We start from the raw sequence: 23,087 nt of genomic DNA, 5'->3' as shown, positions 1-23,087 counted from the left end.
CAATGAACTATAGTTATGCGATTTAGCTAAGGAAAAATTCAATTAATTAAAATAGTATCAAAAGAAGGTAAATTTAAATTCAGGCTTACTTTGTAACTAATGGGTTTACTACACTTATTCTTGTGCCAAGGCTGTCTTTACACTCCATCCTGATCTCAAGGTGTAAAACTCCACTAATATTTATTTTAGTTTCTTGAGCAGGTGTACCTATCAATACCGGACTTTGCCAAAGTTCTTTGCCATCACCAATTACCTTTAATGTTCCAGGCCGTGGGTAAGTCTTACTGTCATCTATCCCAAATTGGAATTTTAAAGTAGAGTACTGACCATCGAGATTGTACACTACACTTGCTTTATTATCCGCGAACAAAAAACCTTTATTAAATTCTTGTTTACCAATAGACATTATATTGTTTGATTTTACACCGCCCTCGGTTTGAATAGGATTTTGATCCGAAAGCAATAAACCGGAACTGGTGTCCCCGATTAATAGCGATTTGTTTTTTGCATCCCAATTCGTTGAATATCCAAGCATAGAAGTCACCATTTTTACAGGTGCATAAACTGTACCGTTATATACAATTGATGCGGGAACTTTTATGCCATTATCAATGAACTGACCGTTCAAAGGTGTCTTATCAACTTTATTGACGATAAATTTAACCGGAAGTAAAGTGACGTTCGTTGATGCTGCAAGTGCAACACTCCCAACAGATATTCCAATACCTAAAATTAAGCCTGAAACAAAGGTTGCGGTTTTAAATTTCGACATTTTTGCACACTCCTTTATTTTGTCAAGACATGATAAATTTGAATTACAGCACCCTGAAAAAACGACAGTGGGATTTTTGCAGCTTTAAAATCTGTATCGTATCCAGTGGGAAACCTAGCGTGGTATAATCAACTAAAACTGGTTATATAAGGGTGTATATTGTGATTCAATCCGTTTTTGACTCTGCTCTATTCAAGGGTATTAATGTATCAGATACGGCATATGTAGCGTCTTTATTCACCGAGCGGAAATTTCAAAAAAATCAGGTTATATTTTTCCAAAATGATCCCGGGGATGAGATGTATATTATTAAATCCGGGGTATTAAAGATTTATCGAGAAGACGACAGTAAACAAATTATCTTCGGACACCAATTCCCCGGGGAGACAATTGGTGAACTCGAAGTCATACACCATGATAATCGTCGTTTGGCTTCAGTGGCAGCTATTGAGAATTCCAAAGTATGGATGATAAGGAAGGCGGCTTTAGAAGAACTTATTAAAATTTACCCCGATATTTTACGTAAATTGTTTTATGTAGTCAGTGAACGGTTAGCACAAGCTGATCGAAAATTAGAATACCTTGCCTTTCTTGACAGCCGTATTCGAGTAGTTAATTTACTTTTAGACTTACACTCAAATTTTGGTGTGAAAACCAATGAAGGATATCTGATCAACTGGAAGATTACTCAAAGCCATTTTTCTAATATGATTGGTATCAATCGGGAGTCTGCCGCACGTGTTTTGCAGGAGCTACAAAAAGAAAAAGTAATATCTATTAACCAAAAGCTGATTTATATTCTGAACTTAGATGTATTACAACAAATGTCCGGTGAAAATCTAGGGCCTCTACATCTTAGGCAATGGCATTCAACTTATAAGTATGATATTGTGAGTAACTAAAAAAATCTGTATCCCAACAGACTAAATTTATGTGTTTTATATCACAAACGTTTGTTCCCTCATTTTAAAATCACTACGTTGTAAGTTCGATTTGTAAATGGGTTTTTTATCGTAAGAGATATATTTCCTATAGGCATTATTAATAAATTAATTATAAGGCTAATCAAAATTGTTCTTCTTATCATTTGCATCAAATCCCCTCCTCTTAAATACAAATATGCCGGCGTGATTACTTCCTACACGACGGCTTTTGTTAATATGAAAATTTTAGCACGTGCTTTCTTTTGTTCGTAAGAGATTCTCCGGTACGAACATAACTTATTGATGGAGTCAATTTTAGTATGTTTAACTTGGGGCATCGAGTGAGGGAGGTGTCCTATGGCGAAATTTTTAATGGGAGAAATATTAGTGGCCGAGCAGGTGCAGAAGTGCGTAGCCGAAGAAGATCAGATGATTTGTTTGAATCGGCACGCCCAATGCGACTGGGGAGATATTGACCTAGCGATTAAGGAGTTGAACGAAAAAGCGCTGCTTGAGGGCGGCCAAGCCCTGTATTCTGCCTATAACAATGGCACTGGCGTGAAACTGTACATCATCACGACCCCCGAAAGAGATAAAACGATGTTAACGATACAGCAGGTGAGGGACTAATGCTCGATAACCAGAGACTAAAAACGCTGTCACTGTTGGCTGTAGACCAAATTGTTAAAATGGGGCAATGCGACGACTATCCAATTAATGCCTGTATCGACCAGGGGGAGCTTCGAACTGTTGTCACTGTGACGGAGAGAAAGATTGAAATACAGATTACTGAAATAGAGGCTTGGGAGATCAAGGCTCTTCTTCAATGGAACAAGATTAATAAACATTACGGTTTGAACGTGAATAAAGCACCGCTTGAGGAGGGAATGAATACACTCATACTCTTGGACAAAATGGGGGTGATCTAGGTATATTGACGGGAAGAAATTAGAGATGTTTTAATATTTTTGCAATAAATTACTGGAGGCTTTGAACCTGACTCATCTTCAAATCACACGACGTGAAACCATGAGCATAGGCGGTGTACAACATGTGTACATCGAAGGCTTTATCGCCAAAGACGATGAGTGGGAGCCTGTATTTTTTGTTATTAGTATTGGTCCCAGTGGTTTCATCAATCACCTAAGTATTAAAGATTTTACACATTTTGAGTCACTTCTTTATCAATTACACCGCTTCCTCTGACAACACCCCACCTTTTTATATATAAGGGGCGCCGACTACCACCGGCGCCTCGATCTGTATTATACAACTTTCTTCTGAGGCGGTTGAGGCTTTGGTTGAGGCTTTGGTACAGGAATAGCCCCCATTTTTGTTAAAAGTAAAAACTGTTCAAAGTAGGTAAGAAGTTCATCGTTGTTGCATACCTTCAGCTTTTTATTCTTCAATGTCTTAAGAAAGTTATAATCATTCAATGAGAAGGCATCTACCATGTTTCCATTCCGTTTAAAATTCACAATGTAGTGTTCATAATAGTTTTGAGCCTTGTGATGAAAGAAGATTTCCATTTGCCACCAATTTGAACGCTTATACAACTGGATTTCCGCATCCCATTCTGTTTCGATATAAATTCCGTAGTATCCGGTATTTTCACCAGTCTTGAAGGTTTTCCAAGTGCATTTTGGAGACGTCGCCATATCAGACATGACTTGAGTTACCAATGGGTTGAGGGCTTGACTCATAATATTTCCTCCAGATTTAAGATGTTGTTTCGAGCAAACGCGAGGTATTTCTTTTGCACTTTGGTACCAGGCGGCTATTCTAGCTGCCCTAAGTAGGTTAAGCTACAAGGGAGATACCCTTCTTGGTTTTAGTAAATGGGGTGTGGACTACTGGAGCGATTAGCCGCAACAAACATTAGGAATCGTTGAATAATAGTGGACTCATCACTAAGCGGGACGTATACAGTGCGCTGTCCTTTTCCGGTTGGGTCATAATAGCATTCAAGAGTCTCAAACACTGTATTGATGTCTACTACGAATGTTTCCTGTTGTGTATCATCATCTGGGAGATAGATGCAGATTACGATCTCCCAAGTAGTTTCGGACGTTTTTAAAATAAATACTTCTGCTTTCCAATCAGTTTCACGATATGCACCGTAGTGGTAACCATCCTTTGGAGAGATCCATATGCACTTGGAAGAAACTATCATTTCCAAAAGGATTTTGTGGAACACTCCAGCTACTGTTGAATTCATCGGTGTTTCCTCCTCAGCAAATCAGAAAGCCCTCTCTCTTGCATTCATATCCTAGAGACGAGAGACGACGAAAGAGAGAGTCTTTCCAGATTTCTATAAATAAGTTGCTTTATTCAGATTCAGAATCGATGCGAAACACTTTACCCTTACCATTAGGTTTCAGGACTTCTACCACCTTAGCTTGGGGATCTCCGAGAACATCTACATCATAAAAGCCTTGTTCAATATAATCTTCAAGTTTTGTCCAACCGAATTTCAGTAAGCGTTTTTTCTGCTTTTTTCCGAAGCCAACAACAATTTCGATTTGCGGTTTTTTCCCGTTTGAGTCGAATTGAAGAATACCCCACTCTTTCCACGAATCGAGAACGGAAAGATTGTACCCGCCTTTTTCCAACAAATACTTCACAGTTTCCTCTTGAATGGCTAAATATTCGCCTGGCCGGATAACTCCGTACTGCTGACCTGTCTTGGTTTCAGCAGAAAATAGTGACTTTTCATTTGTAATTGCATAGTTTACAATCATACGCAAAGCTACAATTGGTTTACTAGCTCCATCCATGTAGGAGTAAACAGCCTCGATGATTTCCTTCATGGTCTTAGTTACATCAATACCGAAAGAGAAGCATTTATTCATTAGCTGTAGAGTAACTACACCTACTGCCAAGAGTCGATTTTGTTCTTCCATCATATCCTTATCAGCTTCACTATAAGGAGCATTTTTCAAGAGATCATCAAGCTTTTGAACGGCGTCCTGGTAGCACTGTTCCCATTCATCCCAATACCCCTTATTGGAAATTAGGAAATCTATCCAATACTTCCCCGCTAATCCATGAATCTCTTTATGAAGTTTTTCAAGTATACGTGCATATTTTTTTACAGTTGCTTTATCCTTAAAAGGCTTCTTCGTTAGTGTGTTTAGCCTACGGTTGATACCGTCAATATTTATACGTTTCTCGCTTTCAGTTTCGGCTGAAGAGATCAAGATACCCGAAAAAGTGGGTGTAATCCGATTACCCTGTAGCGAACCCCTAATTTTTCCGTTTCCATTAAATACCATGTAGAATACATCAGTTATAAAATCGATATCCTTGTTTAATTGGGCATCTTCTAAAGCTGTTGGTAAATTGTCCGAAAAGTCCAAGAACGTTTCGATAGCGTACGGTGTCGCTTTCCACTGTTTTACTAACACATCTGGATTTCCGAAAGCACCCATTGCCAATTTCTGCACTACAGACTTCCCGTAACCTGAGTTTCTTGCAAGTTCTACAGAAAACCCGGGTACACCAAGGATCTTTAAAAGCGGTGAGGCAAAAGCCATAGCGTAGATATAAGTTGCGACTACACTATCCAACAATATCGGTTGAATTGTTGAAATGTACTTTTGCAATTCCGTACCAAGTACAACAAACCCTTTCTCTAAAAGGTTTTTCTCTTCTTTTCCCCGAGGAACAATTCGAATTTTTCCTGATACACATGGTAAAAACTCATCCATAGTTGGCGACCATCCCAGCTTATGGGTGGTATCAATACGTGGAATACGGTCATAATTTTCCCGTTCGTAATCTTTCAAGTATTGGATCAACTTTGTAGCCTCTGAGTTTCTACCAGTGTGAGTTACACTGTAGCCATAATTATTCAACGAAGTGATCGAACTAGGCTTGCTAAGAATTTCACGGTCAACAATGATTTGTTTCACCTGTCCATCGTGTGGTTCATAAAATTCCAATACAGCTTGCTCATTAGGTCCACCAAATTTACCACTGTAAATAGCTGAAATCGCAATTGCCTTGTCGAGGATCGGGGTTGAGAGTGGGGTACCGTCTTTGCAAATGCTAACCTTGCAAATACCTTCTCCCGGCAGTTTTGACAAAGCATAGTCTTCTGGTACAACAGCTTTTGGATGTACGTTAAAGCCTGGTACAAAGCGCTTTACGGCATTCGGTAAACTATCTTCTTGAATCTCTACAATTTCCTTCTGTTCTACTTGAGTTGTTTTTTCTACAATAATCGCGGCGAGTTCATCCGATAACGACAAGGCGGGGAGTTGGTGATGTTTATAAACTGCCTTACTACCAGTCTGACTGTTTTTCGGTTGTACAGGAGAGAGTGCTGGGATGCTACGACCTTCCCTATGTGCTAAAAGAGACTTGTACTCACTCGATTCATAGATATTAAAGCTCATATTTTCCTCCTCTGAAAATAAAAATAGGCCTCCCGATAACAAAAGTGAATCGCACAACACAAATAGACCTAGGCTACTAACAAAATGTTAGAACTAGAATGTCTATTTAGTTGTCACAACACTTTTGTACCGGGAAGCCTGTCGTTTTTTTATGGCTTCCTATTGCTTCCATGACTAAACCTGTAACATCATGTCTAGTCGTGCACCTTTTTGGTATTTCGAATTCTAGCAAAGCCCAATATGTTAATCAAGCATTATTTTTTGCTTTTTTTGATACCCAGTACTTTGCAAATAACTATTATCACCCACACATGTCTATTCTTCGTTTCGTGCCACGTTGTTCCGCATCCATTCCTTAACTTCCGTTAAAAGATATCGTGGTGTTCCTCCACCTGTCTTATAGAAAGGTAAGCCGTGTAGTTTACGGCTTTGTTCTACGGTTCTACGGCTAACCTGAAGTGTTTCACACAATTCTTTGGTATTTACGAATCTCTCGGCCATATGTTTCACCCCCATATTTTTATTAAAACACCTCAAAACGACGCACACAATTTCCCCACTACGTACTTCTTCGTATGGCTGCGCATAATGCCTTATTGAGAAAGATTTCAAACACACAGTTAACCGAGTTTAACAGATCCGTTAAACTCGGTTAAACATTGTTAAACAAGCTGGTTAAACCGAGTTTAACCTAGCAGTAACAGTTAAACGCTGTTAAACACGGTTTAACAGCTATGCGCTAAATATATATTCAGATCTACATGACAAATATGGTAGGTATACAGTGAGTCCGTTGAGTATATGCCAAGAGATAATGTTGAGTTTTAAAAGCTGCGTGTAGCGCCTTAGGGGGATCAGGAGACAGGCACAACGGTGAATGTTGTGTGTAAATGTACAGGCGGGGCTGCTATCGATGACACTCCCAACCCAAAAATTTTATTAAGTGAACAGGTCATGTCACTCTTAACATCAAAAATGACTCAACTCCGACTTAGAGGGCCAGTGTTGAGTCATTTAAGTATGTAACGTATCTTATCGAATCCTTCTCCCGCAAATACCACAGTAGCTAAACTGTGCAGGCATTTGACTACAGCAGTTTAGACCAACAGCAACTTGGGATATGGCAATATTTTGTTGAGTATTCCTTGGGTAGAAAGGGCATTCTGTATATTTATTACCGTAACAATAGTCTCTACTATGCTCCAAACTACCTTCAACCGTACGGCTGCTTCGTACATGATTGACAATGGCAAAGCTCTTTTCCAATCGAAATCCAGGATTTTGTTGACTACGACAGAGAATCGCATATTCTTCACTGCTCATTAGTCCCGATGGCTTAATAGTCTGTCTGCTTACATATGGGCAACTCATTAGTATTGACCACCTTTTTGGATAATTATAACATGTGGATTTATAAAATCCGATCACTAATTAAAAGTGGCAAACTAGGCAAAGAAAAGAAAGTCATAGACTGCCCCTTTTGTTGCAGCCAGTTTTCAACTATTAACTCCATCTGTTGTAGAGAGTTTATGCTGTTCAAAAATTAATTAGGTAAACTGATGGACAAACCATCCCAGTTTGCGTGCCATACACAACGCAACCTAATGACCGTGTACGTACAGAGTTCCTGAGTGTAGCCAATATACAGCGTGTGGCCTGTAGTCCAGAGCTTTGTAACACCAGTTCTCTCATTCTTCTCACTAGGGTGAGAAGCCCACGAATCCCTTACCGGTAAGGGCCGCGTGGCCCCTCTTCTCACCACTCACGTTTTCCCATGTATCGTTTTTTACATACAGTAATCTTAATAAGGTAGTACAGTCATAAGGCAAAATGTTCGTTTTGAAATAATTAATAAGTGAGAAAGTGAGAAGAAGTATTCTCGTTCCCGTTCCCATAAGGTTTTAGGTCATTCTCACCCCCTATGAGAGGAAGTGAGGAGAGTGAGACTACACCCAAGCGTTGGCTGCCCGCCTACACCCTGTATATTTTTATACCCGGACCAGCAGACCTACAGCGTGTAGGATACACGGCCAAAAGCAAGGCATTTACATGATTTCCGAGTATAGTCCATGCAAATCGGACCCCACACTTGCCCTCCAAGTGAACACGTGAGACTCACGAGGTCCGGGAGCGGAAAATGACCGCTGTATATGGTCATATACTTGTCCCCAAAATTCAACAAATGTTTTACTGGGGGTAGACCGCTGTAGGTCAGAGTAGACCGCTGTATTTGTCTGCAAGCAGTCCAAGTACTGTTTAACGTGGGGAGGGATACCGTCAGAAAAAGACTCTTACCACAAGTAACATCAGCAAGTTGTACATTTTTGAATAGGGGTAGTGGTTTCCTAAACTGTAGGTCGGAGGTTCGAATCCTCTCGGGGACGCCATACAGCTTCAAAACCTTTATACGACGCGGCTCTCTGGATATCGGAGAGCCGTGTTTTCATTTATCATGGAAGCAACCAGTTTAGACCATGTAGACCACTACCCCTCCCCAAAATATACAGGAGGGAAACAAATGGACAGACGCAAAGGCAAAACTTTGGTACGTAAGCGGCCCAGTGTAGACTTACATGGTCAAGATTATACGCTAGACCAACTGTTTGAGCGATTCTACAGCTTCAAAACGTCCCAAGGGCTTCGTGATCGTACACTGAGTGAACACCAGAAGCTGTATACCTACTTTCGTGGCTGGCTACAACAAAAAATCCCCAATCCGAAGGTTGGGGACATTTCACGGGATACTGTACAGGCATACATTACCTACATGGCGCAGGAGCGTGTACAATTCGAAGGACATACGTTTAACCCAGCTAAGTACGCCCCCGAGACCAAAGTGGGACTAAACCCAATGACAATCAATATCCGGGTACGTGCGCTGAAGTGTTTCCTCAAATACGGCTATGACAACGGATATTTTGAAGAGAATCCTATTGCCGATATCAGATTATTCAAGACTGATGAGGATGAAATTGGAGCATTTACAGAGCAGCAGGTGCAAAAGCTCTTAAAAGCTTGCAACAAAAAAACATATGCTGGCTTCCGTGATCACACGTTGATGACGCTTCTACTGGATACAGGGCTACGCATTAGTGAGGCACTCAGTATCACGAATGAAATGGTGGATTGTAATACCCGTTTGATTACATTGTCGGGTAAAGTCACAAAAAACCGGAAGCTCCGACAGGTACCGATCTCTCAGGAGACGGCAAAGTTACTCAAACAACTTCAACAGGAAAATGGACACTTTTTTTTACTCCGGTCTGCCTGAATACATCTTTTTGACAGCGTTTGGTGATCCGCTTACCCCAAACATCTTTAGCCGTCGCCTAAAACAGTATGCAATGAAGGGCAAGATTTCCGGAATACGTGTTTCTCCACACACATTTCGTCATACCTTCGCTAAATATTACATTTTGAACGGCGGTGACCCATTCTCCCTGCAAAACATCTTGGGTCATTCGACAATGGATATGGTACGAAAATACGTACAGATGTACAGCGAGGATGTAAAAATACAGCATAATAAATTTAGTCCACTAAAAAGATTAAATAGATAAAAATGGGGTTGCCTAGTACTTTTTAAGGCAACCCTTTTGCTATTTAAAAAGAGTAATAATGTACAAACATGGGTGGTTTGATATTCAGATAAGCATCCTACTATTACTAACAAACAGCTATTTATTAAATCTTTCTAATTTACTAGTAGAAAAGGACTTCTAACTATAGGATAATTTAATCATGTTTTCCTATACTTGGAGGTTAATATGTTAAGAGTCGAAGACATTATAGAAATTAGGGAAAAAGATGACGACAGGGGATTTGAAATAGTTTTTGATGATGGGAGAATTATTTGGTTAACAAAAAGAAGAACAATTATTTCTTTACTTATGTTGATAAAATATGGGGCGTCATCTGAGGCAGACTTAGCCAGAGGCTCTATAAGAATACAGGAAGTAAAGTCTATCTTGGCAAACAAATGTCCAGAAGAATGGATATTAGATGGGTATGCTGACGCAAATAAACCCTTTAGCGAATTATGGAACGAAGAAGGCTTTAGCTGGATTCATCCTGCAGAAGAAAAATTAAAGGGAAATCAACAGTATGTATTAAAAGTAGATGATCATGAAAAGTTATTCACGGCCGTAAAAAAAGCATTTAGAACGGCACCAAAAAAGCAAGAAAAGGAAGAAATCTCAAAAAGGCAGGAGGGACTTTGTAACTTCTGCGGGTCTAGATTATTGGAGAAAAAAAGTATTACTATCTCTACCTTTGCAAAGGATAGAGTAAGACAAGTTTTTGACCATAGAATACCGGTTGAAAAAGGTGGAGATAGTAATTTAGATAATTATCAAGCTTTATGTTTTTCCTGTAATAAGTATAAATGGCAAATTTGTAATCTGTGTCATCTTGAAACATGTGATCCTAACTGCGCACTAGTTAAACCGGAATCACACACTGTAATTTCACCAACTAATGAAGATATTTCGGATAGATTATATCGCAGAAGATAAAGATTCCTGAATAAGTTTGTTTCTAATATCTAAGCCTATCGATTCAATTACTGGTGGACACACAGCATTGGCTAATTGTTTTACAACGTGGGTTCGAGACACATTAAATTTAAAATTATCGGGAAACCCCATAATTCTTTTCATTTCAGTAATATTTATGTGTCTCCGTTCTCCACTGTAAACAGGAATCATGGCTCCCCCTCCACTATGGCTTACAGCAAAAGTGGGAAGTGGTTCGTCCAGCGATATAGCCCTAATTCCACTAGATCGTATCTGAAATATACAATCATTTAAATTTGCCTTAGGACTAATTCGTTCGAGAGTCTGGCGAGTTTTTGGTACGTTAAAACTCATTTCGTTGATTGTAATATTCCCAGTATACAAATCGATATATTCTTGCCATTTACTTGTTATAGGTATGGAATTGTCTCCATGCTTAATAAATCTTCTAAAATGAGTTTCCTCTGTTCTTTTTTCTGTAAAAATAAAATCATTAATATTACAATCATTTCTAAAAGCTACGATATATACTCTAGAACGCCTTTGAGGAACTCCGAAATAAGAGCTATCCAGTATTTTATAAAATACGTTGTAATTTAGATCTTTTAAGGAGTTTACCATCAAAGAGAATGTCTCACCATTATTGTGCCTAACTAAATTTGCTACATTTTCGAGGAAAACAACAGCGGGCCTTGCTCCATCAACAAGCCTAAGAATATGATTGAATACTTCGCCCCTTGGATCCTCAAATCCAAGCTGTTTTCCTGCTATTGAGAATGGCTGGCATGGAAAACCAGAGCAAAAGACATCCACACCGTATAATTCTAGCGGATTGATGTCTGCAATATCCTTTTTATTAAATGCATCTTTATAGTTTAATTTATATGTTGCTTCACAGTTGTCGTCAACTTCACAAGAATAAACACATTTCCATCCGATTTTCTCCAAACCATAGCGAAATCCACCTATGCCTGCACATAGATCTGCAAAAGTAATAGTTCTCATTGTATCAACTCCTTAAACTATTATAGCGTGTTAGAGAAGCATTGGCATTGGTAAATTGGTATTGAAAGTTCTATTCTATTATTAAACGAATTGTACACGCTCCTGCGCCATGTAGGTAATGTATGCCTGTACAGTATCCCGTGAAATGTCCCCAACCTTCGGATTGGGGATTTTTTGTTGTAGCCAGCCACGAAAGTAGGTATACAGCTTCTGGTGTTCACTCAGTGTACGATCACGAAGCCCTTGGGACGTTTTGAAGCTGTAGAATCGCTCAAACAGTTGGTCTAGCGTATAATCTTGACCATGTAAGTCTACACTGGGCCGCTTACGTACCAAAGTTTTGCCTTTGCGTCTGTCCATTTGTTTCCCTCCTGTATATTTTGGGGAGGGGTAGTGGTCTACATGGTCTAAACTGGTTGCTTCCATGATAAATGAAAACACGGCTCTCCGATATCCAGAGAGCCGCGTCGTATAAAGGTTTTGAAGCTGTATGGCGTCCCCGAGAGGATTCGAACCTCCGACCTACAGTTTAGGAAACTGACGCTCTATCCTGCTGAGCTACGGGGACATGGAGACAATCGGGGCCAGCACCGTACATCTGCTGCCCGCTACATCCTTTATTATATGCCGTTCCCCTCTTTTTGGCAAACAAACAGGCCCCGCGAGCAGAAATACGAGAAGGACTAGGAGCCTATCTCCTAGTCCTTTGTCGCTTCTATCGTGTTGACCCATCACTGATGAGCGAACTGTTCTTCCTCGGTAGATCCGCTAAGTGCAGTCGTAGAGGATGTTCCCCCTGCGATGACTTGAGCGATTTCATCAAAGTAACCGGTACCTACCTCGCGCTGGTGGCGAGTGGCCGTATAGCCATGGATCTCGCTGCCGAACTCCGCTTGCTGCAGCTCAGAATAAGCAGCCATGCCGCGATCACGATAGCCTCTCGCCAGTTCAAACATGCCGTAGTTCAGAGAATGGAAACCGGCCAAAGTCACGAACTGGAACTTGTAGCCCATCTCGCCCAGCTCATCCTGGAAGCGTGCAATCGACTCTTCATCCAGCTTTTTCTTCCAGTTAAAGGATGGCGAGCAGTTGTAAGCAAGCAGCTTTCCAGGGAATTTTTCATGGATGGCCTCTGCAAAGCGACGTGCTTCTTCCAGATTCGGCTCAGACGTTTCGCACCAGATCAGGTCTGCATACGGTGCATACGCGAGGCCGCGGGCAATGGCTGCATCCAGGCCGCCACGCAGTCGGAAGAAACCTTCTGGAGTGCGCTCACCGGTCAAGAATGGCTGATCCTGCTCATCGATGTCACTCGTGATGAGGAAAGCACCGTTGGCATCCGTGCGAGCCACGATAATCGTCGGTACTCCCATTACATCGGCTGCGAGTCGGGCGGAAATCAGATTGCGAACAGCCGCCTGTGTCGGGATGAGCACCTTTCCGCCCATGTGGCCGCATTTTTTCTCAGACGCGAGCTGATCCTCAAAGTGAACCCCTGCTGCTCCCGCCTCAATCATGCCTTTCATCAGCTCGAATACATTCAATGGACCTCCGAAGCCAGCTTCCGCATCCGCTACGATCGGTGCGAACCAATGCGTGTCGGTACCCCCTTCGGATTGATCGATCTGATCTGCGCGCTGGAGCGCCTGGTTGATGCGCTTCACTACATGAGGAACGCTGTTTGCAGGGTAGAGGCTTTGGTCCGGATACATTTGTCCAGAGAGGTTGGCGTCAGCGGCTACCTGCCAGCCGCTCAGATAAATCGCCTTCAGCCCCGCTTTTACTTGTTGAATCGCCTGATTCCCGGTCAAAGCACCCAGTGCCTTGACGTGATGCTCGGTATGGAGTAAATTCCACAGTCGTTCTGCACCCATTCGAGCCAAAGTATGTTCGATTTGGACAGATCCCCGCAGACGAACTACATCCTCTGCGGTATAAGTACGGGTAATTCCTTGGAAACGCTCGGATTTCCAGCTTTGCTCCACCTGTTGAATCGCTTCTTGCTTTTGGTTGTTTGTGCCCATTTTCATTTCCCCCACTCACTTTTATTTTTTATGAAAAAGTAGAAATGCCTAAGCCTAGGAAAGATAGTTGTAGCCGGGAACCGTCAGGAAGTCCTCGAATTCATCCTCCGTGACCAGCCGCAGAAAGAGCTGACCCGCCAACGGAAACTTGCTTTCCTCGTAACGCTCCTGTCCCATAGCTGTTTTCAACGCTTGCAGCTCCTCCGTCAGCCACTGTTTCACCAATCCCTCTGTGACTTTGCGTCCATCCTGCAACACTCCCTGTGGATGACGGATCCACTGCCAGACCTGTGCCCGAGAAATTTCGGCAGTCGCTGCGTCTTCCATCAGATTATGGATGGGAACAGCGCCAAAGCCGCGAAGCCATGCCTCGACGTATTGGATACCGACACTGATATTCGTGCGGACGCCTTCCTCTGTGATGACACCTGTTGGTACAGCCAACAAATCGCTGGCCGTCACTTGTACGTCCTCCCGTTTGTACCAGATCTGGTTGGGCTCTCTCATCAGACGATTAAACACTTCCATGGCAACGGGAACCAGGCCAGGGTGAGCTACCCACGTTCCATCGTGTCCGTCGTACGCCTCCCGCTCTTTATCTGCTCGTACTTTGGCGATCGCTTCTTCATTTTTGACTGGGTCGTTCTTGACCGGGATCTGTGCAGCCATCCCGCCGATGCATGGCGCTTGACGTTTATGGCACGTTTTCACAGCCAACGAAGTGTACGCCTTCATAAACGGTACTGTCATCGTGACCTGTGCACGGTCAGGTGTTATTACTTCAGGCTGATTACGAAGCTTTTTAATGTAGCTAAAGATATAATCCCATCGACCACAGTTGAGACCAGCGCTGTGCTCACGCAGCTCGTACAAAATTTCGTCCATTTCAAAGGCTGCCAATATGGTTTCGATGAGTACAGTTGCCCGGATCGTGCCACGCGGGATATGGAGCTCATCCTGAGCGAACAGGAACACATCATTCCAGAGGCGGGCTTCCAAATGGCTTTCCAGCTTGGGTAGATAGAAATAGGGTGCCGTGTCGTTGGCCATCAGCGCCTGAACATTGTGGTAAAAGTAGAGTCCGAAATCCAGCAGGCTGCCTGAGATCGGCTTGTTATCAAGGGTGATATGCTTCTCTTCCAAATGCCAGCCGCGTGGGCGAACGATGAGCACAGCTGTCTTTTCATTCAGCGCGTACCGTTTTCCCTCCGGACTAGTGTAGGAGATATTGCGGCGTACCGCATCCTTCATGTTGATTTGGCCTTGAATCGTATTTTCCCAAGTCGGAGAGTTCGCATCTTCGAAATCTGCCATGAAGAGGCGCGCTCCAGAGTTCAAGGCATTGATGACCATTTTCCTGTCACCGGCTGGCCCAGTAATTTCTACACGCCGATCCATCAAATCGGCTGGCAGTGGAGCTACTGTCCAATCTCCTTTTCGAATCTCCGCCGTCTCTGGCAGAAAATCTGGCAGCTCTCCCGCATCGATTCTCAGTTGCCGCTCCTGTCTTTGCGCAAGCAATCGCTGTCTTCTGTCTCCAAACGTCTTTTCCAGCCGGGTGATGAACTGGATGGCTTCCGGCGTGAGAATGTCGCGATAGCCGTCATGCCATTCTCCTGTAATGCCGAGCTCCAGGGGGTAAGGATTAGTCGGAATCGTGGTCAAGATAGCTCCTCCTCCATCAGAGAAACGTTATTATGATACAGATTCATAATTAACTTTGTATTATAGTACAGAAGGTGCAAAAAAAATGGTGTTACTCCTGATACCCGCTTCCGCTGCAATGGCTGCAGGTGACATGCCCATCGCCCAGACAATAGTGGCAAGCCGCCCCATTTTCATCGTGACCTACTCCTCCACATCTTGTGCAACTTTGTTCGCCGTTTCCCTCGCAACGGTAGCAGTCCATATTCCATTCCCTCCACATTCTGTATTAAAACAATATTCTTAAGATTTGTTTTTATTATATAACAGGGATTGGTACAGTGCAACACACAATTTTTAAATTTTTCCTTCTGTATTACAACACAAAAACAGCCCTAATCCCGATGGATCAAGAGCTGTTCTGCACGTCAAATTCACTTCTTATTTCGGAGAGATTTTTTCCACTCCGCCCATATACGGACGCAGCACATCTGGAATGATGATCGTTCCGTCTGCTTCTTGGTAATTTTCCAAGATCGCAGCAACGGTACGGCCAATCGCAAGGCCCGATCCATTCAGAGTATGCACGAATTCAGGCTTCGATTTGGTATCGCGGCGGAAGCGAATGTTTGCACGACGAGCCTGGAAGTCTTCGAAGTTCGAGCACGACGAGATTTCGCGATACGTGTTGTTGCTCGGAATCCATACTTCGAGGTCAAATTTTTTGGCAGCTGTAAAGCCCAGATCGCCAGTGCACATGCTCAGGACACGGTACGGCAAGCCCAAGAGCTGCAAGACTTTCTCTGCATTTTTCACCAGTTTATCCAGCTCATCATACGAATCTTCCGGCTTGGCGAATTTCACGAGCTCGACTTTGTTAAATTGGTGCTGGCGAATCAACCCGCGTGTATCACGACCTGCCGAACCTGCCTCCGAGCGGAAACAAGCACTGAATGCCGCATAATAACGAGGGAGGTCTGCTCCGTCCATGATTTCGTCGCGGTGCATGTTGGTCACTGGCACCTCAGCGGTCGGAATCAGGAAGTAATCAGGTCCTTCCAGTTTAAACGCGTCTTCTTCAAACTTCGGCAATTGACCGGTTCCTGTCATGCTCGTACGGTTGACGATATATGGCGGGATCACTTCTTCATAGCCGTGCTCGTTGGCATGCAGATCCATCATGAAGTTCATCAAAGCGCGCTCCAGACGAGCACCCAAACCTTTGTAGAACACGAATCGGCTTCCTGTTACCTTTGCCGCTGTTTCAAAATCGAGGATACCGGCTTGGCTGGCGAGATCCCAGTGTGGTTTTGCCTCAAACTCGAAGCTGCGAGGCTCACCCCATGTCCAGGCAACCACATTGTCGTCTTCCGATGTCCCGATCGGAGTGCTTTCGTGCGGGAGGTTAGGCAAGCTGAGCAAAATCATTTCCTGTTGCTCATCCAGCTGACGCAATTCCTCATCGAGCACTTTGATGCGCTCGTTTACTTCTTTCATTTCCGCGATCAGATGATCGGCATTTTCCTTGTTGCGCTTCATCACCGCTACTTGCTCGGATACATTGTTGCGCTTGTTTTTCAACGCATCGGCTTCTTGAATCACCTGGCGTCTTTTTTCATCTACTTCTGCAAATTGATCCAGCGCCGAAATATCTTCATTCCGATGTTCCAAGCGGCGTCTTACTTCCTCCAGGTCCTGGCGCAGTACTTTTACGTCCAACATGTGAGAACCCCTCCGAATCGATTTTCGAAAATAAAAAACACCCGTCCCCTGGTAAGGGACGAGTGTTGTATACCCGCGTTGCCACCCTCGTTGACAAATGCGTCTTACTGCTCGCATCGGTCCACTCTTCCGTCATAACGGGACGGTGCCGGACAAAGTTGATCCTTTGCCACTCCGAGATGGATTCCTTCGTACACCGGTTCGGTTTGCACCATCCACCGACTCTCTAAGCCAGGCACTTACGAAGTACTTGTTCTCATCATCGCATTCTCTCATTCACTCATGATTCTATTGTTTACTGTACTACAGGTTCTATACCTGTGTAAAGGGCGGCTGTCTGGCAGTTACCCGTTTTTTCCAAGAGGGGACTCTACAAGAAAGACCCGCACCATTTCGATGCAGGTCCTGTTTTCGCTAACAGATGAATTAGCTGCGATACTCCTTCACCATATCGAGGAAGTACCGGTGCAAGCGATTGTCTTCTGTCAATTCAGGATGGAACGCGGCGGCCAAGTAATGGCCATCTCTTGCGACTACGATTTTGTCCTCGTACTTCGCGAGTACCTGACCGTTTTCCCCTACCTCCATGATATAAGGAGCTCGGATGAAAACAGCCGGATAATCAGCAGCGACACCCGCAATCGGCATTTCGACTTCAAAGCTTTCCTTCTGACGGCCAAAAGCATTTCGTTCGACCTTGATGTCCATCAAACCGAGGTGAACATCCTCTTGGCCGTTGATCCGATTCGCCAGCAGGATCGCCCCTGCGCAAGTGCCAAAGATCGGTTTTTTCGCTTTCCCAAAATCGCGTACCGCTTCCATGAACCCGTATTTGTGCATGAGCTTGCTGATCGTCGTGCTTTCTCCGCCCGGAATGACCAAGCCGTCCAGGTCATCCAGCTCTTCCACTTTCTTCACGGAAACAGCTGTTGCCCCTGCCTCCTCCAGCATTCGAACGTGTTCCGCTACTGCACCCTGAAGGGCCAATACACCGATTTTCATAGCGTTCACCTTACCAGCCGCGGTCTTGCATACGGTCCGCTTCACGAATTTTGGAGATTTCAATGCCTGTCATGGCGCTGCCCAATCCTTTGGATACGCGAGCGATCAGCTCGTAATCATCATAGTGAGTGGTTGCTTCCACAATCGCGCGAGCAAATTTCTCCGGATTTTCGGATTTGAAGATACCGGACCCTACGAACACGCCGTCGGAACCAAGCTGCATCATCAGAGCCGCATCTGCAGGAGTCGCTACCCCGCCTGCTGCGAAGTTAACGACTGGCAGCTTGCCTGTCTTGTGTACTTGTTCCAGCAGCTCGTAAGGAGCACCCAGATTTTTTGCTTCCGCCATCAATTCGTCGTAAGACATCGCCTGAACCTTGCGAATTTGAGCCATCATTGTGCGCATATGACGAACTGCTTCCACAATGTTTCCGGTCCCTGGCTCCCCTTTTGTGCGGATCATGGATGCGCCTTCGCCGATACGGCGCAGTGCTTCACCCAGATCACGCGCACCACATACGAACGGTACAGTGAACTCTTTTTTATTGATATGGTACAAATCATCCGCAGGAGTCAGTACTTCGCTCTCATCGAGGTAATCTACCCCCATGGATTCCAGAACACGCGCTTCCACGAAATGACCGATACGCGCTTTTGCCATAACAGGAATCGATACAGCGTTCAATACTTCCTCTACGATGCCCAGATCAGCCATACGCGCTACGCCGCCTGCTGCACGAATGTCAGAAGGCACGCGCTCCAGTGCCATGACTGCCACCGCACCAGCAGCCTCGGCAATTTTCGCTTGCTCAGCATTGATCACGTCCATGATGACGCCGCCTTTTTGCATTTCAGCCATACCTTTTTTCACGCGGGATGTTCCTACCTGTACCATTTCGTTTCCCCCTATATCATGAAGTTAGATGTCGAACTGTTCTGTGGTGTTATGGTTCGTTGATAAGGTCATTGTAAACGAAACATACTGAAAAAAACAACCCTTATTTCTCACAGCCATAAAAATGCAAAAAAATCCCCACCTCGCATGGAGATGGGGACTGGTTCTATTTTACTTGCCTGTTGCGCTGCTAAACAGGTTGCTGAAGAACTGAATGATGCTCCGGAAGAACAGTCGAATCCAGCTGCCTTCTTCGACTTCCTGGCTAGCCACGACGTCAATTCCGGATTTTGCTGCATCTTCTGCCTGCAAATAATCGCTGTCCTTGGCACCTTCTTCTTTCAAGACAAGCTTACCGATTATTTGGCCTTGCTTGATGGGTGCGGTCAGCTCTTGGAAGGTTACGGTCGGGGTGAATTTTGCTTCCGAACCAATTTTGGTCAGCACGTTTACCTCACTGCCTGCCTGAGCGCTGACCTCCAGCTCCACACCGTTTTTCACCGGCGCAGTCTCGAAGCCTTTGATTGCCGCTCCTTTGTCCATTTGCTTTGTCAGTTTGAAGTTGCTAAAGCCATAGTCAAACAGCTTTTTGGTTTCTACAAAGCGTTTGGTTTCACTGCCGGTACCCATCACAACGGAAATCAGGCGCATGTTGTCCCGTGTAGCCGTACCAGTGAAGCAGTATCCTGCCGCTTGGGTATATCCTGTTTTCAGACCGTCTGCTCCTGGATAGTAGTTATTCAGGTCAGGCAGCATCCAGTTGTAGTTTGCTTTTTTCAACTCATCCGGTTTCCCTGCACGGAACGTAAAGCGAGGGATTTTGGATACCTCTACCGCTTCCGGGAAATCACGAATCAAGGCACGGGCCAAGATCGCGGAGTCACGAGCAGACATCAGGTTTTCCACTTGATCGGTTTGAACGGAGTATGGACCCAGTTCATTTGCGGGCAGACCCGTAGATGTTACAAAAGACGTATTGGTCATTCCCAATTCTTTTGCTTTTTTGTTCATCATTTGCACAAAGTTTGGCTCGCTGCCGGCTACTTTTTCTGCCAACAGAACCGTAGCATCGTTTGCTGAAACAACAGCCATTGCCTGGTACAGTTCACGTACGGTAAACGATTCCCCAGCGTTCAGATAAACGCCAGATGCGTCAGAAATTTTCGCCACATAAAACGCGTATTCACTCACGGGTACTTGCTCGTCCCATTTGATTTTCTTTTGCTTAACCGCCTCTTGCACCAGGTACTCCGACATCATTTTACTCATGCTGGCAGGTGGCAGTGGAACGTCAGGATTGACGCTATACAGGATTTTACCTGTTGATGCTTCTAAGAGAATGGCAGATTTGGCTGCCAGTTGTAGATCGGCTGCAGGTGCTGCATTGGCCTTTGTCGCAGCTCCTCCCATTGCTGTAGCGAATACAGCGACAGAAAGGAACAGACCTGTCAAACGCTTTGTCCATGTCTTTCGTTTCATTAGATTCTCTCACTCTCCCATTTCTGTCGATACTAGTCTTCCTGCTAAGCGCACACACCATTTTCAGTTTACCATAGTTTATAGGCAGGCTTGAAGCTTGTTTCGGACTGTAATTCATGGCAAACCTTAGAAAAAACCCCCTTTCACTAGAAGGAAAGGGGGTTTTAGGTCCTCTGAACTATATTGTTTCCTAGGAAATTGAGTAGTTTGGAGCCTCTTTCGTGATTTGCACGTCATGTGGATGGCTCTCACGCAAGCCAGCGCCTGTGATTCGAACGAACTGAGCATTTTCGATCAAATCGTTGATGGTTTTCGCTCCGCAATACCCCATTCCGGCACGCAGACCGCCGATCATTTGGAACGTGACGTCTGCCAATGGGCCTTTGTAAGGAACACGGCCTTCGATGCCTTCTGGAACCAGCTTTTGTTCATTTTCCTGGAAATACCGATCTTTGCTTCCCGCTTTCATCGCACCGATGGAACCCATACCGCGATAAACCTTGAAGCGACGGCCTTGGTAAATTTCAAATTCCCCTGGGCTTTCTTCCGTTCCAGCGAACAGGCTACCGATCATGATCGCAGAAGCGCCTGCGCCGATGGCTTTTGGCAAATCACCGGAGTATTTAATGCCCCCGTCGGCAATAATTGGAATATTGTATTCCCGCGCTACTCGGGCACAATCGTAGATCGCTGTAATCTGCGGCACCCCGATACCTGCGACGACACGGGTCGTGCAAATCGAGCCTGGTCCAATCCCTACTTTAACTACGGAAGCACCTGCTTCAATCAATTCGCGAGTCGCCTCGCCAGTAGCCACGTTTCCTGCGACGATGGTAAGGGTAGGATATGCTTTTCGAATTTCTTTTACCGTTTCAATTACGCCTTTGGAGTGGCCATGGGCCGTATCTACTACGAGCACATCCACACCAGACTTCACCAGAGCCGCTGCACGCTCGAATGTATCGCCAGAAACTCCTACAGCCGCGCCGCACAATAAGCGGCCCTGCGGATCTTTTGCGGCATTCGGGTACTGGATCGCTTTCTCGATATCCTTGATGGTGATAAGTCCCTTTAGGATGTTATGCTCGTCCACCAATGGAAGCTTTTCAATCTTGTGCTTTTGCAGGATTTCTTCAGCCTGTTGCAAGGTGGTTCCGACTGGTGCCGTCACAAGTCCATCCTTTGTCATCACATCACGAATCGGGGTTGTGAAATCGTGCACGAAACGGAGGTCGCGGTTGGTCAAAATCCCGATCAAATGCTTGTCATCGTCTACGATCGGCACACCAGAAATTCGGTATTTGCCCATGAGCGCATCCGCGTCTGCTACGGTATGATCCTGCGACAAGGAGAATGGATTGGTGATAACGCCGCTTTCCGAGCGTTTTACGCGGTCCACCTCACTCGCTTGCTGCTCAATGGTCATATTTTTATGGACAATTCCGATCCCACCTTGGCGAGCCATGGCAATCGCAAGTGCAGACTCTGTCACGGTATCCATTCCTGCACTGATCAGAGGAATGTTCAAGGTAACCGAATCGCTCAATTTCGTTTTTAAGTCTACATCCCTTGGCAAAACTTCCGATTTTGCCGGAATGAGCAGGACGTCATCAAACGTTAAACCCTCTTTTACGAATTTGTCTTCCCGCACAGTAAAAAGCTCCTCTCGGTGATAGTTTTAGACAGTTTAGCAAATGGCTTAATTTACTGTCAAGAAATGCATTCAATGTTCGGTTATACAACGAATAATCCAGATAAATCAAAAAAATAACCAATATAAATGAATCGTATTACGAAAATTATTGAAGGTGGATGGGAATGGATAATGCTTGGAAAAGCTTTCGTTATTTAGAGACTGAACCCACTTCCCGGAAGTTTTTGGCCTCCTGTTATGAAAAGCTGGGGCAGGATCATCCTGATCGCCTAGCCTTTCAGCAAAGCAATCGTTTCCTTTATTTGTGGAAACAGGCGAGGCATTTTTACACGACCGCAGAGGACGCAGAGCTATCTGTTCAACCACTACTGCTGTTTTACGGGTGCACCCATTTATTGAAAGGTATGCTCCTGACCCGTGATCCCGCTTATCCGCAAAATAGTCGGGTGCTCCAGCATGGAGTCACGACACGAAAACTGAAACGAAGTGCCTATTCCTTTACAGAGGATGAGATCCGTCCCCAAAAGGAAGGGTTTTTTGCTCATCTCGCTCATTTGTTTGGTCAATCTCCCCTGCAGGATCGTTATGTCGTACACGAGCTGCTCGCTTCCATACCCGATGTCAGTGATGCCTATGCCGTGTTCAGCGATACCCAGCCTCTCTGGAAGCGCCTGGATTGGAATCGAGCGACAGTCCCCATCACGCATGCAGATCCAACGGCTGAATCGAGTGCCGCGTATTCGCTTGAATCATGGGTTTCGGTCCTCTTTCCCGATAAGCAGGATGGCTCGTTAGCTTTTTCTCCGGAGACTTTTACCCACTACATACGTCGATTGTCCCCGTCGCGGGAACAAGCAGAGCACTACCGATGGAAAAGTGGAAATGGATCTGGCAAAGAGCTGCTTCTCCCTTACGTTGCCCTCGGAGCTCTGGAACAACACCCTTTATTTCGGTTGCAAGGTCAGAATCTCTATTTCTGGAATGGTCCTTCGACATCGCTTCCTTTACCTGAATGGGCTAGTCATTACCTTCTTTTGTATCTCCTGAGCATGC

21 protein-coding genes, 1 tRNA gene and 1 other annotated feature (1 of these 23 running past the window's edge) are annotated in these 23,087 nt (G+C 44.6%); of the genes, 7 read left to right on the top strand and 15 right to left on the bottom strand.

The genetic code is table 11. From position 1 onward, the window contains the following. Window positions 1–85: 85 nt before the first annotated feature. Window positions 86–772 carry an NPCBM/NEW2 domain-containing protein gene (locus JNE38_RS00320; protein WP_203354773.1) on the bottom strand — a complete coding sequence of 229 codons (687 nt, stop codon included), beginning with the start codon at window positions 770–772 and terminating at the stop codon, window positions 86–88. A 161-nt stretch (window positions 773–933) separates the two neighbouring features. On the opposite strand from JNE38_RS00320, the gene JNE38_RS00315 reads away from it, so the two are divergent. The 3 genes from JNE38_RS00315 (at window position 934) to JNE38_RS00305 (ending at window position 2,624) form a co-directional block, all read left to right on the top strand. Then, window positions 934–1,674 (top strand): Crp/Fnr family transcriptional regulator, encoded by a 741-nt coding sequence (locus JNE38_RS00315; protein WP_203354772.1) that lies wholly within the window; start codon window positions 934–936, stop codon window positions 1,672–1,674. A gap of 378 nt (window positions 1,675–2,052) precedes the next feature. Beyond that, entirely contained in the window at window positions 2,053–2,325 is a 273-nt protein-coding gene (locus JNE38_RS00310; protein WP_203354771.1) for a hypothetical protein, read from the top strand. Further along, window positions 2,325–2,624 (top strand): hypothetical protein, encoded by a 300-nt coding sequence (locus JNE38_RS00305; RefSeq protein WP_203354770.1) that lies wholly within the window; start codon window positions 2,325–2,327, stop codon window positions 2,622–2,624. The genes JNE38_RS00310 and JNE38_RS00305 overlap by 1 nt, the downstream gene beginning before the upstream one ends. A gap of 336 nt (window positions 2,625–2,960) precedes the next feature. On the opposite strand, the gene JNE38_RS00300 is transcribed toward JNE38_RS00305, so the two are convergent. The 4 genes from JNE38_RS00300 to JNE38_RS31120 all read right to left on the bottom strand — a co-directional run bounded on the left by JNE38_RS00300 (window position 2,961) and on the right by JNE38_RS31120 (window position 6,596). Beyond that, entirely contained in the window at window positions 2,961–3,398 is a 438-nt protein-coding gene (locus JNE38_RS00300; RefSeq protein WP_203354769.1) for a hypothetical protein, read from the bottom strand. A 128-nt stretch (window positions 3,399–3,526) separates the two neighbouring features. Then, on the bottom strand, window positions 3,527–3,913 hold the full coding sequence (locus JNE38_RS00295) for a hypothetical protein (protein ID WP_203354768.1): 387 nt from the start codon (window positions 3,911–3,913) through the stop codon (window positions 3,527–3,529). A gap of 109 nt (window positions 3,914–4,022) precedes the next feature. Next, window positions 4,023–6,095: a DUF927 domain-containing protein gene (locus JNE38_RS00290; RefSeq protein ID WP_203354767.1), complete on the bottom strand. Its 2,073-nt coding sequence runs from the start codon at window positions 6,093–6,095 to the stop codon at window positions 4,023–4,025. 315 nt (window positions 6,096–6,410) lie between these two features. After that, window positions 6,411–6,596, bottom strand: coding sequence for a helix-turn-helix transcriptional regulator (locus tag JNE38_RS31120; protein ID WP_428993685.1), 186 nt, complete (start codon window positions 6,594–6,596; stop codon window positions 6,411–6,413). Window positions 6,597–8,613: 2,017 nt separating this feature from the next. Here JNE38_RS31120 and JNE38_RS00285 point away from each other — a divergent pair. The 3 genes from JNE38_RS00285 to JNE38_RS00275 all read left to right on the top strand — a co-directional run bounded on the left by JNE38_RS00285 (window position 8,614) and on the right by JNE38_RS00275 (window position 10,609). Continuing rightward, a complete protein-coding gene (locus JNE38_RS00285; protein ID WP_203354766.1) occupies window positions 8,614–9,366 on the top strand; it encodes a tyrosine-type recombinase/integrase in 753 nt (250 codons plus the stop codon). Further along, a complete protein-coding gene (locus tag JNE38_RS31115) occupies window positions 9,335–9,655 on the top strand; it encodes a tyrosine-type recombinase/integrase (RefSeq protein ID WP_203354765.1) in 321 nt (106 codons plus the stop codon). Before JNE38_RS00285 ends, JNE38_RS31115 begins: the two co-directional genes overlap by 32 nt. 207 nt (window positions 9,656–9,862) lie before the next feature. Further along, on the top strand, window positions 9,863–10,609 hold the full coding sequence (locus JNE38_RS00275) for an HNH endonuclease (RefSeq protein WP_203354764.1): 747 nt from the start codon (window positions 9,863–9,865) through the stop codon (window positions 10,607–10,609). Here the strand turns inward: JNE38_RS00275 and JNE38_RS00270 are convergent. The 10 genes from JNE38_RS00270 to guaB form a co-directional block, all read right to left on the bottom strand. Continuing rightward, window positions 10,592–11,614, bottom strand: coding sequence for a DNA cytosine methyltransferase (locus JNE38_RS00270; protein WP_203354763.1), 1,023 nt, complete (start codon window positions 11,612–11,614; stop codon window positions 10,592–10,594). The two genes, JNE38_RS00275 and JNE38_RS00270, sit on opposite strands and share 18 nt — an antisense overlap. A gap of 81 nt (window positions 11,615–11,695) precedes the next feature. Then, window positions 11,696–11,974: a hypothetical protein gene (locus tag JNE38_RS00265; protein WP_203354762.1), complete on the bottom strand. Its 279-nt coding sequence runs from the start codon at window positions 11,972–11,974 to the stop codon at window positions 11,696–11,698. A 131-nt stretch (window positions 11,975–12,105) separates the two neighbouring features. Continuing rightward, a tRNA-Arg gene (locus JNE38_RS00260) sits at window positions 12,106–12,182 on the bottom strand. Window positions 12,183–12,345: 163 nt separating this feature from the next. After that, complete coding sequence (gene aceA / locus JNE38_RS00255) at window positions 12,346–13,638, bottom strand: isocitrate lyase (RefSeq protein WP_203354761.1); 1,293 nt, start codon at window positions 13,636–13,638, stop codon at window positions 12,346–12,348. 54 nt (window positions 13,639–13,692) lie between these two features. Next, window positions 13,693–15,303, bottom strand: a complete 1,611-nt coding sequence (gene aceB, locus JNE38_RS00250) for a malate synthase A (RefSeq protein WP_203354760.1) — start codon at window positions 15,301–15,303, stop codon at window positions 13,693–13,695. 420 nt (window positions 15,304–15,723) lie between these two features. Next, a complete protein-coding gene (gene serS / locus JNE38_RS00245; RefSeq protein ID WP_203354759.1) occupies window positions 15,724–17,004 on the bottom strand; it encodes a serine--tRNA ligase in 1,281 nt (426 codons plus the stop codon). A gap of 51 nt (window positions 17,005–17,055) precedes the next feature. Continuing rightward, window positions 17,056–17,276: a binding site (T-box leader), on the bottom strand. Between the two features lie 154 nt (window positions 17,277–17,430). After that, window positions 17,431–18,006, bottom strand: coding sequence for a pyridoxal 5'-phosphate synthase glutaminase subunit PdxT (gene pdxT, locus JNE38_RS00240; protein WP_203354758.1), 576 nt, complete (start codon window positions 18,004–18,006; stop codon window positions 17,431–17,433). Between the two features lie 10 nt (window positions 18,007–18,016). Next, entirely contained in the window at window positions 18,017–18,901 is an 885-nt protein-coding gene (pdxS, locus tag JNE38_RS00235) for a pyridoxal 5'-phosphate synthase lyase subunit PdxS (RefSeq protein WP_203354757.1), read from the bottom strand. 171 nt (window positions 18,902–19,072) lie between these two features. Beyond that, on the bottom strand, window positions 19,073–20,380 hold the full coding sequence (locus tag JNE38_RS00230; RefSeq protein WP_203354756.1) for a D-alanyl-D-alanine carboxypeptidase family protein: 1,308 nt from the start codon (window positions 20,378–20,380) through the stop codon (window positions 19,073–19,075). Window positions 20,381–20,570: 190 nt separating this feature from the next. Continuing rightward, window positions 20,571–22,031, bottom strand: a complete 1,461-nt coding sequence (gene guaB, locus JNE38_RS00225) for an IMP dehydrogenase (protein WP_203354755.1) — start codon at window positions 22,029–22,031, stop codon at window positions 20,571–20,573. Window positions 22,032–22,198: 167 nt separating this feature from the next. On the opposite strand from guaB, the gene JNE38_RS00220 reads away from it, so the two are divergent. Continuing rightward, window positions 22,199–23,087, top strand: partial view of a YaaC family protein gene (locus tag JNE38_RS00220; RefSeq protein ID WP_203354754.1) — the 5' portion only. It continues 161 nt past the right edge of the window; the window shows 889 of its 1,050 coding nt (coding positions 1–889); the start codon lies at window positions 22,199–22,201; its stop codon lies off the right edge, out of view.

Origin of the sequence: Brevibacillus choshinensis (assembly GCF_016811915.1) — a bacterium.
Lineage (GTDB): Bacteria > Bacillota > Bacilli > Brevibacillales > Brevibacillaceae > Brevibacillus > Brevibacillus choshinensis_A.
Note: the sequence above shows the minus strand (reverse complement) of the source record. Positions and strands in the feature narration are given on the sequence as shown.